Origin of the sequence: Streptomyces sp. NPDC058812, assembly GCF_042744565.1 — a bacterium.
Classification (GTDB): domain Bacteria; phylum Actinomycetota; class Actinomycetes; order Streptomycetales; family Streptomycetaceae; genus Streptomyces; species Streptomyces thinghirensis.
In genome coordinates this window covers 394,863-409,498 of sequence record NZ_JBHYOB010000005.1, presented here as the reverse complement: position 1 = coordinate 409,498, position 14,636 = coordinate 394,863, and the positions used below count along the sequence as shown (strand labels likewise).

Here is a 14,636-nt window from a genome sequence, read left to right as displayed (position 1 = left end):
ACGATGCCTTCGACGGACATGCTGATGTTCTTCCTGCTTGTGCAGGGGGATGGTGAGCGACTGATCTGCGAAGGGCCGGGCGCTCAGAGAGTGGTGGGCGTTGGACCCTGCGCGCGCCAGACGGTGCCGCGCCGCTCGTGGGAGATGAGTTCTTCGACGGCGTGCGCGACGCGGGGGCCCACCTCGCGCTCCAGTAGGTACAGACCCAGATCGAGACCGGAGGTCACGCCGGCGCCGGTGATCAGGTCGCCGTCGTCCACGATGCGGGCGCGGACCGCGTGGGCGCCGGTGGCGTCCAGCATGTCGAGGCCCATGTGGTGGGTGGTGGCGTGACGTCCCTCCAGCAGGCCGGCCATGGCCAGGACGAGCGAGCCGCCGCAGACGGTGGCGACGGTGATGTCCGGGTCGTCCATTGCCTGCTTGAGGAGCGCAGGGAGCTCGGTGGTCAGCGTGCGACCCAGCAGCACCGGGATGAACTCGTCCTGCTTCCGCTCGCCGACGCCCACCTCTTCTTCCAGGGCCTCGCCGGGTTCGCCCACGCGGCCGGAGGCGCCGGGTACCAGAAGCATGTCGGCGCGCTCCAGGTCGAGGGCGCCGACGGCGCGCAGCGTCAGTCCTCCGATGCCGCTTACGACCTCACGAGGGCCCTTTGCGGTGACCAGCTCGACGGTCACCGCGCCGTCCGTCGCCGAGCCGCCGGCGTACAGGACCTCGTAGGGGGCAATGGCATCGAGCGGGTCGAAGCCATCGAACAGGACGACCTGGGTGTGCATGGATGTGGGGTTCCTTCGGCGTCGATTTCCATCGGGACGCTCCGAAGTCAACCGGCTTCCTGGGTGCTCGCCCAGTGGCACTAGTGACAGGTTGCAACGGAATAGTGCCAACACTTTCCTGAAGCGTGTGGGCTGTGATGACGTGGGCCTTCCGGAAGGGCGGCCCAGGTCCGTCAAGCTGGTGAGGAGGTAAGTTCTGGCCATGCATACGGTTGCCGTGCTCGCGTTGGATCAGGTGATCCCGTTCGACCTGTCCACCCCGATCGAGGTCTTCTCCCGGACCCGCCTGCCCGACGGGCGGCCCGGCTACCAGGTACGGGTGTGCGCCGAGCGCGACGAGGTCGACGCCGGAGCCTTCACCCTGCGTGCCCCCTGGGGCCTGGAGGGCCTGCAGGGCGCGGACACGATCATCGTGCCGGGCGTCGCCGATCTCGCTGCCTCACTCCCTCCCGCCGTGCACGACGCGCTGCGGTCGGCCGCTGCCGACGGCACCCGGATCGCCTCCATCTGCGTGGGCACCTTCCCCCTGGCTGACACCGGGCTCCTCGACGGACTGCGCGTCACGACCCACTGGCGCGCAGCCGGTCTGCTGGCTGCCGCCCACCCGGGCCTCGTCGTCGACCCGGACGTCCTCTACGTCGACAACGGCCAGTTGCTCACCTCGGCCGGCGCCGCGGCGGGCATGGACCTGTGTCTGCACATGATCCGCCGTGACTACGGCTCGGCCGTCGCCGCCGACGCCGCCCGCCTGTCAGTGATGCCTCTCGAACGAGAGGGCGGGCAGGCGCAGTTCATCGTCTACGACCACGCACCCACACCGCAGGGCTCCGAGCTTGAGACGCTGCTCACCTGGCTACAGGAGAACCTGGCCCGCGACCTCACCCTTGCAGACATCGCCGAGCGGGCCGGAACCAGCACCCGAACCCTGATCCGGCGCTTCCGCGACCAGACCGGCACCACGCCGCTCCAGTGGCTCCACCGGGCCCGCATCCGCCAGGCACAGCACTTGCTGGAAACCACGGAGCACTCCGTGGAGCGCATCGGCAGCCAGGTCGGCTTCGGCTCACCCACCGCCTTCCGTGACCGCTTCAAACGCACCACCGGCGTCAGCCCGCAGACCTACCGGCGCACGTTCAGTTGAACAGCCAATTGAGATGGCCCCATAAAGCCGTGTCCTACGTGGTGAGGCGGTTGCGGTCGTTGGTCCGTTCATGGGGCGGGGTACGTGGAGTTGGATTGTTCCAGACGGCCTGTGGGAGATGGCGAAGCCGCTGATCCCTCCGTCGAAGGTGCGGCCGCAGGGGGGTGGAACGCAGGACACGCCTGATGAGACGCTGTTCGCGGCCATCATCTACGTGCTGGTCAGCGGGTGCGCCTGGCGCGCTTCGCCACCCTGCTTCGGCATTTCGGCATATCGAAGTCGACCGCCCACCGCCGGTTCCTGATCTGGTGGAGAGCCGGCGTCTGGGGCCGCCTCCACGAGGCCGAGCTGCACCGGCTTGACGACGCCGGCCTGGACGACGTCACCCGCGTCGTCCTCGACACCGCCCACGTGAGAGCGAAAAAGGGGGCGAACACACAGGACGCGAACGGACTGCCTCTCCTCGTCGGCGTCTCGGCCGGCAACACCCACGACAGCGAAGGGCTGAAGCCCATGGTCGAGGGCCACCAAACGAGACACGACCCTCACCGCGGCCGCTACTTCAAGCCCCAGCCCTCCACGCAGACCAAGCCCACGACCGCGCCGACCCGCGCAGATGGCTTCGCTGGAAGCGCACCGGAGTACGCGTCGCCCGCAAAGGCATCGAGTCCAGCAAGCGATTAGGGCGACGACGCTGGGTCATCGAGGCACCATGTCGTGGCTCTCCGGTTACCGCGGACTCAGCCCCCGCTACGAGCGCAATCCCCGTAACTACCTGGCCTTCCTCGGACTCGCCGCCGCTCTCTGCTGCTACAAGCGCCTTGCCCGCCTCACCACGTCTTGTGGGCCCTGGCCAGCACACTTCGTCGGTGCTTCACGTATCGGCTCCACCGTCAACAACGCTCGTGACCAATATGCCCAGCCCTGCGGGGCGGCCCACCGGTGCCGAGGAGGTGGATACATGCAGTCCCGCGAGCCCTGGAAAGCCCGGTGAGCGGGGGGGGATTCCTGGTCCGGCCCTGGCGGGCGCAGAACGACCGCAGTGCGTCGCCGGGGGCCCACGGAAGGGCTGGACGTCCCGGGCTGTCAACCACTCGCGGTCGTGGGTCACGCGGTCCGAGACCACACCCGGGCCGAAGAGCGCCTCCCCCACACGACCGTCCCCGGCGGAGTACGAGTCAGGCGTCCCTCGACGCACCGGAGCATGAAGTGGGTCACACCCTCCACGGGGGTGTGTCGCGTATGCGGACGACGCCGTAGGACATGGCCATCCCGGGTCCCACCGCGAACATCATCACGTGGTCCCCGGGCTGCAGCGCTCCCTCGCTGATCAGGTGGTCGAGCCCGGCGAGCAGGTCGCTGGCGCCCATGTGGCCGTTCCAGCGGCCGAATTCCAGCATGCCGTAGGAGGGATCGAGCCCGAGGGGTTTGAGGAAGTGTTCCAGGTACTGCTCGTTGGCGGCCGAGGGGTGGAGGACCCGGGTGATGTCGCCGATCTCGATGCCCGCGTCGTCCAGCACCTGCCGGACCGCCTCGGACTCCACCTTTCCGGCGATCAGCGCCGCCTCCTGGGGTGTCACATCACCCGGACGGGACGTCGCCTGCCGCTCCAGTGTCACCTTGCGGCCGACGGTGCAGCCGGGCGGGAACAGCGGCTCGTCCCCACGGGTCATGCCCTCCAGAGCGGGCACGGAGAAGGAGTTGACGGCCAGCAGTTCGGCAAAGCCCTCACGCTTCGACAGCAGTGCCGCCGTACCGCCGTCCCCCAGGACGAGGCCGTGGTGGGAGCGGTAGCGGTCGATCAGCGGATGGCCGAAGTTGTCGGCGGTGGTGATCATGGCCGCAGTCCGGTCGGGGGAGGCCATCAGAAAGCACGCGGCCAGCTCCGCACCGGCCAGGAACCCCTCGCACCCCTGCCGCAGTCCGATCGCCGGGATCTCCCGGTCCACCGTGTTGCGCAGGATGTAGTGCTGGGGCATCCAGGAGTCCGGGCCCTGGTGCGATGTCGAGGTGTGCAGCAGCAGGTCGACGTCGCCGGGGGCGTGTCCGGAGCGGGTCAGCACCTGTTTCCCGGCCTCGATCGCCATGTCCGGCGCCGGCGTGGTCCCCGCGACCCGTGCGGCCCGCCAGCCCGTGGTCAGCTGGGACTCGTCGCAGTCGCCCCGGGCGACGGCCTCCTCCAGAGGGACCCGTTCAGGCAGGCAGACGCCCACGCCGCTGAGGTAGATGCCGTTGAACTTCATGGATATGCGTTCCCTTTCGGTCTGGCAGCGTCCGGGTCAGCTGTGCCGCTCGACGGCTATGGTCAGTCGCCTGGGGGCGCAGATCGTATTGTTCTCGTACCAGTCGACGCCGGTCACCTCCCATGCCGGATAGCGGTCCAGCAGCACGTCGAGTGCGACCTTCGCCTCCAGCCGGGCCAGATGGGCGCCCAGGCAGATGTGGATGCCGTGGGTGAAGGCGAGCTGTGGGTTGGGCTTGCGGTGGATGTCGAACCGGGCCGGGTCGGGGTAGGCGCGTTCGTCCCAGTTGGCCGAGGTGAGTGAGATGAGGATGAACTGGTCGGCCGGGATCGTCACCCCGCCGAGCGTCACGTCCCGGTTGGTGACGCGTCCGGCGTCCGGTACCGGAGGGAGATACCGCAGGACCTCCTCGACGGCGTTCGGGACGAGGGAGCGGTCCGCCCGGACCTGGGCCATGGCATCGGGGTGCTCGTCGAGGCACGCCACCATGCTGCCCAGCAGCCCCATCGTGGTCAGATGCCCCGCGAGCAACAGGAGGACCGAGAAGTTGACGATCTCCGTCTCGGTGAGCCGCCGTCCGTCCATCTCCGCATGCACCAGGCGGCTGATCATGTCGTCCCGCGGCCTGGTCCGGCGCTCCCGTGCGTGCTCTCGCAGGTAGTCGAGGATCTCCCGCATCGCCTCCTCCCGGTTCTGGATGAAGGCGCCGTCCGTGGGATCGTCCGTGGAGAGGGTGAGCTGGGCGTCGGAGCAGCGCCGGAGTACCTCGCGGCCCTCCCGGTCCACCCCGAGCAGTTCGGAGATGACGTTGAGGGGCAGCTGGTAGGCGAGATCGGCGGCGAGGTCGAACTCTCCCCGGTCGTCCACCTGGTCCAGGATCTCCACGACGAGGCTCTCGATCCGGCTGCCGAACGGCCCCAGCATCCGCGGGGTGAAGCCCTGGCTGAGCAGGCCGCGCAGGTTCTTGTGCGCCGGGGGGTCCAGTGCGGACAGGTTGCCGTCGATGAACTCCTGCGCCGGCATCACACGGTGCATGTCGTTGGAGAAGGTGGACCAGTCGGAGAAGACCCGCACCGCGTCCGCGTGCCGCAGGACACGCCAGCTGTTCATCGTCGTGTCGAAGTACACCGGCTCGTGGTCCCGCATGTGCCGAAGCCATGCGTGCAGCGATTTGCCGCGGTCCACGTGGAACGGCCGTCGCGGGGGTGCGGTCTGGGACGTCATACGGTTGTTCCCCCTCGGTTCGGCGATCTGTGGGTGGGGTGCTGAGCGGTCGTGGGGTGTCATGGCGGTCGGTTCGCCTTCGGGGGCCCGGTGCACGGCGCGTCAGGGAACCAGGCAGCGGAACAGGTCCGTCGCGAGGCCGTCCAGTAACTCCTGCCGCCGGTTGTGCAGGAAGAAGTGGCCCCCCGGCAGCATCCGCAGCCGGAAGTCCCCCGTCGTCTGCTCCCCCCAGGCCGTCAGGTCCTCCTCGCGGCAGTCGATGTCCTCCGTGCCGCCGAACGCCGAGACGGGGCAGTCCAGCAACGGGCCGGGGCGGAAGCGGTAGGTCTCCAGCACCGTCGTGTCGGCCCGCAGGATCGGCAGGTACAGCGCTTTCATCTCGGGCGAGTCGCGGATCGCCGGGGGAATGGCCCGGAACCGGCGGTCGAGGACGTCCAGGAAGACATCGTCGGGCAGGGTGTGCATGGCGGGATGATGCAGTGGCGTCTGCGGCGCTGGGCGGGCCGCCACACCGAGGTGCGCGGCCCGCAGGCCGTAGCCGTCCCGCAGTTCCCGGACGAGTTCGAAGGCGATCCAGGCACCGACGCTGTAGCCGAACACCGCGAACGGCTCCGGCAGTTCGTCCGCGAGGGCCGCCGCCGCCTCGCGGACGATCTCCTCGACGCTGTACAGCAGCGGCTCCTGCAACCGGGCCTCCCGGCCCGGAGGCCGCAGCAGCCAGAGCTCCGCGCCGTCCCGCAGTTCAGCGGCCCAGCTGTGGTACGCCGCGGGACCACCGCCGGCGTAGGGCACGCAGATCAGGCGCAGCGGAGCGTCCGGGGCAGGCCTCGGGCGCAGGATCCACCGTTCGAAAGGTGTCACGGGCGGCGCACCTCGAAGGTGAGGCGCTTGGGGTTGCACAGGGAGTACGACTCGTACCACTGCATTCCGGTGAAGGTCAGGTCGGTGTAGCGATCCAGGATCGCGTTGAGCGCGATCTTCGCCTCCAGGCGGGCCAGATGGGCGCCCAGGCAGTAGTGGATCCCGGTGGTGAAGGCGAGTTGTGGGTTGGCCGGGCGATGGATGTCGAACCGGTCCGGGTCGGGGAACTCGCGCTCGTCGCGGTTGGCGGAGATCAGCGAGACCAGCACCAGCCGGTCGGCCGGGATGGTGGCACCGGCCAGCTCGACCTCCACGTTGGTCACCCGGCCGCCCTCGGGTACGGGCGGGCGGTAGCGCAGCACCTCTTCGACGGCGCCCGGCACCAGTGAGCGGTCGGCTCGGACCTCGGTCAGCTGGCCGGGGTGTTCACTGAGGGTCAGCATCATGTTGCCGAGCAGGGACATCGTGGTCAGGTGACCCGCGAGCAGCAGCAGGACGGTGAAGTTGACGACCTCTTCGTCGTCGAGGGAGCGGTCGTCGAGTCTGGCGGTCGCCAGCTTGCTGACCAGGTCGTTCTGCGGATCCCGGCGCCGGGCCGGGACGAGCTCCTGCCCGAGATACGACTGGAGTTCGCCCATCGCCTTCTGCACTCCGACGACGAAGTCCGGGTCGGCGGGGTTCTCGCAGGTGAGGGCGAGCTGGGCGTCGGCGGTGCGGTAGAGCACTCCCCGGTCCCCGCGTGGCACGCCGATCACCTCCGCGATGACGTTCAGCGGAAGCTGGTACGACAGATCACGGGTGATGTCGATCTCCGTGCGGTCCTCGACCGCGTCCAGCAGTTCGCCGACGATCCTCTCGATGCGCGGGGCCAGGTCGGCCAGAGCGCGAGGGGTGAATCCCTGGGCGATGACGCCGCGCAGCTGCTTGTGCTCGGGCGGGTCCATCGTGGAGAGGTTTCCCCTGGTGAAGCCGTGCTCCGGCATGATGCGACACATGTCGTTGGAGAACACCTGCCAGTCGGAGAGCACCCGGTGGGCGTCCTCGTAGCGGTAGACCTTCCAGGTCTGTGACGCCTCGTCGAACATGACCGGGGTGTTGTCCCTGGCGTTTCGCATCCACGCGTACAGCGCAGGGCCGCCGTCGGCGAAGAACGGCGGCGCGGCGTTGGGCGGGTCAACCATGTGGTCTCTCTCCTCTGTTCTGCTGCCCGGTGGGCGGGGTGAGGGTCCGTTCCGGTCGGCTTCCGCCTTCAGTCTGGGGAGCGCCGGTTCCGGGACGCCCCCGGGGAAGACCCCGGCAGCACCCCGGTGTTGACACCGGGGGTCTCCTGGCCCCCGGGCAGCGGGGCCCACGGGTGGCCGGGCCCACGGGTAGCCGGCGTCGCCGGGGATGCGAAGGTCAGTGGCCGGTGGCCAGGCGTGCTGCTCCGTCGATCCGGATCACCTCGCCGTTGATCATGGGGTTCTCCACGATGTGCTGTACCAGGCCCGCGAACTCCTCGGGTTGTCCCAGGCGTTGCGGGTGCGGGGTGGCGGCGACCAGAGCGGTGCGGGCCCGGGTGGGCAGCTCCGCAAGCATCGGGGTGTCGAACAGCCCCGGCGCCACCGTCGCCACCCGCACCCGGTGACGCGCCAGGTCACGGGCGAGCGGCAGGGTCATCCCGGCGATTCCGGCCTTGGACGCCGCGTAGGCCGCCTGCCCCTGCTGTCCGTCGTAGGCCGCGATGGACGAGGTGCACACGATGACCCCCCGCTCGTCGTCCGCCGTGCCGCCGCCCCGTACCATCGCGGCCGCGGCCGAGCGCACCACGTCGAACGTACCGACCAGGTTCACCTGCACGATTCGCTGGAACTCCGCCAGCGGCAGTGGGCCCTCGCGGCCCACCACCTTCCCGGAGGCGGTGGCTCCCGCGCAGCAGACGGCGATGTGCGGGCCTCCCCTGCGCCGTGCTTCCGCCACGGCGGCGGCCACGTCCGGCGGACGCGTGATGTCCCCGGCGACGAAGGCGGCCCGGTCGCCCAGGTGCGCCAGGGCATCGGCACCGCGTGCGGCGGATCGGCCCGTCACCACCACCTCGGCACCCGCCGCGAGCAGCCGCGCCGCCACGGCGAGGCCCAGTCCGGACGTGCCGCCCACGACGACAGCGACCTTTCCGGTGATGACCATCTACTCGGCCGGTCCCAGGAAGTCGCTTTCGGCGGGCCAGTGGATGACCGTGCCGCCATGGCTCATCCCCGCTCCGAAGGAGGCGAGGACGACCGTGTCCCCGGCCTTGACCCGGCCCTCGTCCACGGCCTCGCGCAGGGCCAGCGGCATTCCGGCGCCGGAGCTGTTGCCCAGGCGGTGGACGTTCTCGGCCGTGCGCTCGGCGGGCAGGCCGAGTTTCTCCCGGAGTACGCGGAGCAGGTGGTGGTTGGCCTGGTGGAAGACGAGGAGGTCCACGTCATCGGTCGACATCCCGTGGTGTTCCAGCAGTTCCAGCACGAAGCCCGGCATGATGTCCAGCGCGAAGTCCCGCACCGAACGGCCGTGCATGTGCACGAAGTTGTCGCCGAACCCCGAGTGCTTGGGTCTGCCGTCGGTGGACCAGGTGCGCTGTTCCCTCTTGACGAAGGCGGTCTCGTACGCCCGGGGATCGCTGCGCAGCAGGGCCGGCGTCACGCCGGTCCCGATGGCGCAGGGCTCCAGCAGATAGCAGGCGGCGGCGTCACCGAAGATCACGCCGGTTGCGCGGTCCTCGGGGTCCAGGGTCTTGGTCACGGTGTCCGCCAGAACCACCGCTATCCGCCGGTAGCCGCCCGACAGCAGGTACTTCGCGCCGACGTCGAGGGCGAACGTACCGCCGGGGCAGCCGCCGCTGTTGACGTCGAACCCCGGGGTGCCGGTGAGGCCCAGCTTGCGGGCTATGGCCACCGCGGCGGCGGGCAGCATGTGGTCTGGTGTGAACGTGCCGCAGATCAGCAGGTCGATGGAGTCCGGGCTGACCCCCGCGCGGGCACAGGCGTCGCGCAGGGCGGCCGCGCCCAGGTCCGAGGTCTGCTCGTCGGGTGCCGACCAGCGCCGCTCCGTGATGCCGATGTGCTCGTTGATCCAGGCGTCCGTGGTGTCCAGCATCTGTTCCAGGTCCGCGTTGGTCACCACGCGCTCGGGCACGTAGCCCCCGATGGCCCGGATGCCTACCCCGTAGGGTGTACCAGCGGTGTTCGTCATGAGGCGGAGACTCCTTCTGGTCGGCCGTGCCTGCCCGCGCAGCGGGGCCGTCGGGGCGCGCACCGCCGGGATCGCGGGGCGGGCGGGCCCGGTACGGGTGGCCTCCCGCCGCTTCCCGCCGCCTCCTGTCCGGCCCGGTCAGCGGTGCGGGTGGGGTGGCACGGCCCGGTCGGCGGTACGGGCGGGCGTGGCGAAGGCCGGGCCGGTCGGCTCTTCACGGCCAGTCTGGGCGGTGCCGGCGCACCACACCTCCGGGGCCGACCCCAGCACTACCCCAGCGCGCCCTGCAGGCGACGGGGCCGTGCCTCTCCGGTGCCGGAGGGCGTCTCGGGGACACCGCCGTACCGGGTCGGCCGAGTGCTGTGGCCGGGGGAAGTTCGCCGGGAGTTCGCGGCGTCCGGTGCGGTGCACCGCGAGGCGGAGCATGCCCGCGTACGGGACGGTGTTCGGGTCGGGCGACAACGCGGCGAGGTGCCGGGACGGGTGTCGCGAGCCGGTGAAACCCTTCCGGTCACGGCCCTCGCGGGGTCTTCCGTCGAGGGGTCAGGACAGGCGGGCCATGCGGCTCTCCTCGTACCGCTCGCGCCATGCCTCGATCAGGGCGGTCAGTTCCCGGTGCATGAAGGAGTAGAAGTCCTGCATCTCGTCGAGGCGGTGGCCGGCGGGGCTGTTCAGCTCGGCGATCTTCAGGCCTTCGGAGGCGGCCTCCATCATGATCGTGAAGACCGCGTTCTGGTTGCCCAGCAGGGTCGCCCACGCGTTCTCCCGGAACCGGTAGTGATCACGGCGGCTGCCGGGGGCCGGGACCCGCTCGATCATGTTGGTCAGGATGAGCTGCTTGACGGCACCGGAGACGGCACCGGAGCTGATCTGGAGTTCCTCGCACAGGTCGCCGGCGGTCATCGTCTTCTGCTGGGTGAACAGCAGAGCGGTCATCACCCTCGCCATGGTCTTCTGCATGCCTCCCTCGGAGAGGGCCAGAGCCAGCTTCTCCGCGATGGCACGCAGCTCCGTCTCTGTCTCGTTGTGCTCCAAAACATGCTCCTTGGTACCGGAAATCGATGGAAGAGGGGGTGTCGGCGCCTTTCAGTGTAACGACAGCTCTCAAATCTCTCTATCTTTACAAATCTCTGAACGCTTAGTACGGTCAGGATTATGACGAACGCGATCGAGCTTCGGAAGCTCACCAAGACGTACGGCACCCGTCGCGGCCTGACCGGCCTCACACTCGATGTGCGGGCGGGCGAGGTCTTCGGCTTCCTCGGACCCAACGGCGCCGGCAAGACCACCACGATCAGGCTGCTGCTCGACCTGATCCGCCCCACGTCGGGCTCCGCCGCCGTCCTCGGTCTCGATCCACTGTCCGACGGCGTCGAACTGCGCAGCCGCATGGGCTACCTGGCCGGTGACTTCGTCTGCGACGGCCGTCAGAACGTTCGCAGCTACCTGCGCTTTCTCGCCGCGCTGCGCGGCGGGGTGCCGCAGGAGCGGATCGACTCCCTCGCCGAGCGGCTGGGCCTGGACCAGACCACCAGCATCAAGAAGCTGTCCAAGGGCAACCGGCAGAAGGTCGGCCTGGTCCAGGCACTGATGCACACACCCGAGGTCCTGGTCCTGGACGAGCCCACCTCCGGACTCGACCCGCTGGCCCAGCAGGCCTTCCTCGTCCTGGTCGGCGAGGCCGCGGCGAATGGCCAGACGGTCTTCATGTCCAGTCACATCATGAGCGAGGTGGAAGCCGTCGCCGACCGGGTCGGCATCATCCGCGACGGAGCCCTCGTCGCCCTCGACACCGTCACCCATCTGCGCGCCGACGCCGTCCGTGACATCGACGTCACCTTCGCCACCCCTGTCGCGGCCGATGCCTTCGCCCGTGTGTCCGGCGCCGACCGGCTGCGCCTGGACGCCGCGGGGACCACGCTCAGCGGTCAGCTCTCCGGCAGCCCCGACAGCCTGATCAAGGCCCTCGCCGTTCATACCGTCACCAGCCTGCGGGTCACCGAACCGGCCCTCGACGACCTCTTCCACTCCTACTACGAGGGAACCGACTCCGCGCCCCGCACCGACGCGGTCCGAGCCTCCTGAACACCAAGACCCCCCGCCCCGTCGCACCCACGGCTCCCTCAGCCGGAAGGACCGCCCTCCATGCGCACCGCCACCGCCGTCTATCGCAAGTCGCTCAGTGACAGCCGCCGCAGCCTCCTCGGCTGGGTGATCGGCTCCGCCTTCATCGGCCTGGCATACGCGAGCGCGTATCCCAGCCAGAAGAACAACCTCGGCAACATCCCGGACAGCCTGCGGGACTCCATGAACGTCGACAACTCGGCTGCCGGCTATCTGAACGCCGCCGAATTCGGTCTGGTCCTCCCCCTGCTACTGCTGATCTACGCCATCGCGGCCGGACACCGCGCCACCGCGGGCGACGAGGAGACCGGGCAGCTCGACCTGCTGCTCGCCCATCCCATCACCCGCACCAAGTTCATGCTCCAGCGTTTCGCCAACCTGGTCACCGGCGCGTTCGTCATCTCGTTCGTGGTCTGGCTGGCCCTGCTCGCCGTACGGAGCAGCGCCGAACTGACCAGCATCAGCCCGGTGCAGTTCCTGGCCCAGTGCCTGGCTCTGGCCCTGCTCGCCGGCACGTTCGGCGCGCTCGCCCTGGCCCTCGGCGCGGCCTTCGGCCGCCGCAGCGTCGTCCTGGCCGGCGCCGCCGGTGTCGCCGTCGTCACCTACGCCTTCCACACCATGGCCGAACCGATCGGCGCCGAGTGGCTCGCCTACCTCTCCCCCTTCCACTACTACATCGGCGGCCAGCCCCTTCGGCACGGCTTCCAGTGGGCCGACTACGGTGTCCTCGTGCTCCTGACGGCCGTGTGCCTGGCCGTCGGACTGGCCCGGTTCGACCGGCGCGACATCAACAGCTGACCGCGTTCCGGCGCAGGGCGCACCGGCCGACCCGGTGCGCCCTGCGCCATGTCCGCGTGCCCCGCCCCTGCCGGTCAGGTCTGGCGCCCCAGCCTGACCGGCAGGGCCGCCAGGGCCCGGGACGTGGCCGGTTTCCAGGTGAGCTCCGCGGGGTCGGCGGCGAGTTCGAGGTTCGGAAAGCGCGTGATCAGGCGGCTCAGCGCGATCTCGCCCTCCGCCCTGGCCAGGGCCGCGCCGATGCAGTGGTGGATGCCGTGGCCCAGCCCCAGGTGCGCCTTGTCCGCACGGGTCAGGTCGAGTTGCTCCGGGCGCTCGAAGCGCCGCGGGTCCCGGTTGCCCGTCGCGTACACGACCTGCACCCCGTCCCCCGCCGGGATGGTCACCCCGCCGATCTCCACCGGCTCCAGGGCGTACCGCAGCACGCCGATGTCCGCGGGCCCGGCGAAGCGCAGCAGTTCCTCGACGGCGGCGGGCATGCCGTCGGGTTCGGCGCGCAGCCGGGCCAGTTGCCCGGGATGCGTGAGCAGCATCAGGGTGCCGTTGGCGATCAGGCTGACCGTGTTGTCGTGCCCTCCGATGAGCAGGCTGAGGGAGAGCGAGATGAGTTCCTCGGTGCTGAGCCGGTCACCGTCCTCGTGCGCCCGGCACAGGCCGGACAGCACATCCTCGCCGGGTGCCTTCCGCTTCTCTTCGAGGAGATCCCCGAGGTACGCGACCAGGTTGCGGGCGCCGTCCGCGATCTGCTCGAGGTCTCCGCTCACGAGCGCCACCGACCACGCCAGCCAGCGGGAGTGGTCCCCGGCCGGAATGCCGAGCAGTTCGCAGATGACGCTGACCGGCAGCGGTTTGGCGAACCGGTCGATCAGGTCGGCCTCGGGCTCCGCGGCCAGGGAGTCGAGCAGTTCGTCGGCGATCTCCTGGATCCGCGGGCGGAGTTGCTCGATGCGCCGGGGCGTGAACTCGCGGGAGAGCAGCCTGCGCAGCCGCGTGTGGTCCGGCGGGTCGTAGGTGCCGAGGGTGTGGAGGAAGTAGGGGGCCACATCTTCAGGAAGCCCGATGGACGCCGTGAGGTTCGACTTGGATTGCTTGGTGAGGTCGTTGCTGAACCGCTTGTCGCTCAGCACGCTCAGGATGTCGTGGTACCGGGTGACCAGCCATACCTGGCTGCCGTCGAAGTACGTGGCGGGCCTGATCGCCGGCCCGTCGAGCAGCCGGCCGAAGGCTGCGTCACGGTCCGGTCCGAAAAGAATCTCCACCAGGCTCAAATCCGTGGCGGTGTCTGAAGACACGGTTCCTCCTATGGTCTGTCGCCGGTCTGTCATCGGTGCGTCGTCCTTCTGGCGTCCGTGTGCCGTCGTACGAGTCCTGTGCGGTGCCGCGCGGTCGGCCCCACGCCGCGGGGAACCTCAGGTGAGCTGTGCCGTGACGAGCACATACGTGTAGGGGGGCGTCGTGCGGTCGGCGGCGATGGCGGCGTTGAACGCCTCCTCCCCGGTGATGGGGATCATCTCCTCGCGACGGGCCAGCATGGTCTCCTTCATGGCGGCGAAGGCCGATTCCGGGATCACGGTGTGCGCGGTGATGTCGAGCGCCTCCAGCGTGCCGAACCCGGCGTCGGCGAGCAGGTTCCGGTAGTCGTCCATGCTGCCGAGGGTGGCCATGAACCCCTCGAACCCCATGCCCTCCTGCGGCCGGTGGAACATGTCCGCCACCACGAGGCGGGAACCGGGCCGCAGCACCCGGGCCAGCTCGCTCATCGCCTTGGGTTTGTCCTCCATGTGCAGCAGGGACTCGAACGCCCACGCGCCGTCGAAGGAGTTGTCGTCGAAGGGCAGCGCCATCCCGTCGCCGTGCCGGAACGTCAGACGGGCCGCGACGTCCGTGCCCCGCACACGCTCGGTGGCCCGCTGTGCCTGGTCCGGGCTGATGGTCACTCCGACGACCTGCACGGGGTGGGCGGACGCCAGCGCGACGGCGGGCTTGCCCAGCCCGCACCCGACATCGAGGATGCGCTGCCCCGGCCGCGGGGCGAGCCGGTCGACCAGTTGCCGGGTCATCCGTTCGGTCGCGACGGCGACCGAGGAGGCGTCGTCCTCGTCCGTCCAGTAGCCCATGTGCAGGTTCTCGTCCCACAGGAGGGGGAACAGGTCGACGCCCTTGTCGTAGTAATCGCCGACGCGTTCCGCGGTGGGCCCGGTGTGCGACATCTTCGTCCGTCCTTTCCGGACCGGCTCTTCCGGTCGTGGTGTGGTTGCCGTGTCG

Annotated in this window: 13 protein-coding genes and 1 pseudogene; 4 read left to right on the top strand and 10 right to left on the bottom strand. The window is 69.7% G+C overall.

All coding sequences use genetic code 11. The features are described from left to right. Nucleotides 1-83: 83 nt before the first annotated feature. Entirely contained in the window at nt 84-773 is a 690-nt protein-coding gene (locus tag ACFW48_RS13575) for a DJ-1/PfpI family protein (protein ID WP_386313839.1), read from the bottom strand. Nucleotides 774-975: 202 nt separating this feature from the next. Here ACFW48_RS13575 and ACFW48_RS13570 point away from each other — a divergent pair, with 202 nt between their 5' ends. Both ACFW48_RS13570 and ACFW48_RS13565 read left to right on the top strand, forming a co-directional pair. Beyond that, nucleotides 976-1,914, top strand: a complete 939-nt coding sequence (locus ACFW48_RS13570) for a GlxA family transcriptional regulator (protein WP_386313836.1) — start codon at nt 976-978, stop codon at nt 1,912-1,914. Between the two features lie 70 nt (nt 1,915-1,984). Beyond that, nucleotides 1,985-2,752, top strand: a pseudogene (locus tag ACFW48_RS13565) (transposase); the annotation flags it as partial. A gap of 376 nt (nt 2,753-3,128) precedes the next feature. On the opposite strand, the gene ACFW48_RS13560 reads toward ACFW48_RS13565, so the two are convergent. The 7 genes from ACFW48_RS13560 to ACFW48_RS13530 all read right to left on the bottom strand — a co-directional run bounded on the left by ACFW48_RS13560 (nt 3,129) and on the right by ACFW48_RS13530 (nt 10,487). Next, nucleotides 3,129-4,157 (bottom strand): ketoacyl-ACP synthase III family protein, encoded by a 1,029-nt coding sequence (locus ACFW48_RS13560; protein ID WP_386313833.1) that lies wholly within the window; start codon nt 4,155-4,157, stop codon nt 3,129-3,131. A gap of 36 nt (nt 4,158-4,193) precedes the next feature. Further along, nucleotides 4,194-5,381 carry a cytochrome P450 gene (locus ACFW48_RS13555; RefSeq protein WP_386313830.1) on the bottom strand — a complete coding sequence of 396 codons (1,188 nt, stop codon included), beginning with the start codon at nt 5,379-5,381 and terminating at the stop codon, nt 4,194-4,196. Between the two features lie 102 nt (nt 5,382-5,483). Continuing rightward, nucleotides 5,484-6,242, bottom strand: coding sequence for a thioesterase II family protein (locus ACFW48_RS13550; protein ID WP_386313827.1), 759 nt, complete (start codon nt 6,240-6,242; stop codon nt 5,484-5,486). Continuing rightward, nucleotides 6,239-7,423: a cytochrome P450 gene (locus ACFW48_RS13545; RefSeq protein ID WP_386313824.1), complete on the bottom strand. Its 1,185-nt coding sequence runs from the start codon at nt 7,421-7,423 to the stop codon at nt 6,239-6,241. Before ACFW48_RS13545 ends, ACFW48_RS13550 begins: the two co-directional genes overlap by 4 nt. A gap of 217 nt (nt 7,424-7,640) precedes the next feature. Beyond that, nucleotides 7,641-8,408, bottom strand: a complete 768-nt coding sequence (locus ACFW48_RS13540) for an SDR family NAD(P)-dependent oxidoreductase (RefSeq protein ID WP_386313821.1) — start codon at nt 8,406-8,408, stop codon at nt 7,641-7,643. Beyond that, nucleotides 8,409-9,452 carry a ketoacyl-ACP synthase III gene (locus ACFW48_RS13535; RefSeq protein WP_338895142.1) on the bottom strand — a complete coding sequence of 348 codons (1,044 nt, stop codon included), beginning with the start codon at nt 9,450-9,452 and terminating at the stop codon, nt 8,409-8,411. Between the two features lie 543 nt (nt 9,453-9,995). Continuing rightward, complete coding sequence (locus ACFW48_RS13530; RefSeq protein WP_386313818.1) at nt 9,996-10,487, bottom strand: GbsR/MarR family transcriptional regulator; 492 nt, start codon at nt 10,485-10,487, stop codon at nt 9,996-9,998. Nucleotides 10,488-10,607: 120 nt separating this feature from the next. On the opposite strand from ACFW48_RS13530, the gene ACFW48_RS13525 reads away from it, so the two are divergent. Both ACFW48_RS13525 and ACFW48_RS13520 read left to right on the top strand, forming a co-directional pair. Then, a complete protein-coding gene (locus ACFW48_RS13525; protein ID WP_386313816.1) occupies nt 10,608-11,537 on the top strand; it encodes an ABC transporter ATP-binding protein in 930 nt (309 codons plus the stop codon). A 60-nt stretch (nt 11,538-11,597) separates the two neighbouring features. Then, nucleotides 11,598-12,374, top strand: coding sequence for an ABC transporter permease subunit (locus ACFW48_RS13520; RefSeq protein ID WP_386313813.1), 777 nt, complete (start codon nt 11,598-11,600; stop codon nt 12,372-12,374). 74 nt (nt 12,375-12,448) lie between these two features. On the opposite strand, the gene ACFW48_RS13515 is transcribed toward ACFW48_RS13520, so the two are convergent. Next, nucleotides 12,449-13,663: a cytochrome P450 gene (locus ACFW48_RS13515; RefSeq protein WP_386313811.1), complete on the bottom strand. Its 1,215-nt coding sequence runs from the start codon at nt 13,661-13,663 to the stop codon at nt 12,449-12,451. A gap of 117 nt (nt 13,664-13,780) precedes the next feature. Continuing rightward, nucleotides 13,781-14,581 carry an SAM-dependent methyltransferase gene (locus ACFW48_RS13510; RefSeq protein WP_386313809.1) on the bottom strand — a complete coding sequence of 267 codons (801 nt, stop codon included), beginning with the start codon at nt 14,579-14,581 and terminating at the stop codon, nt 13,781-13,783. Nucleotides 14,582-14,636: the final 55 nt, after the last annotated feature.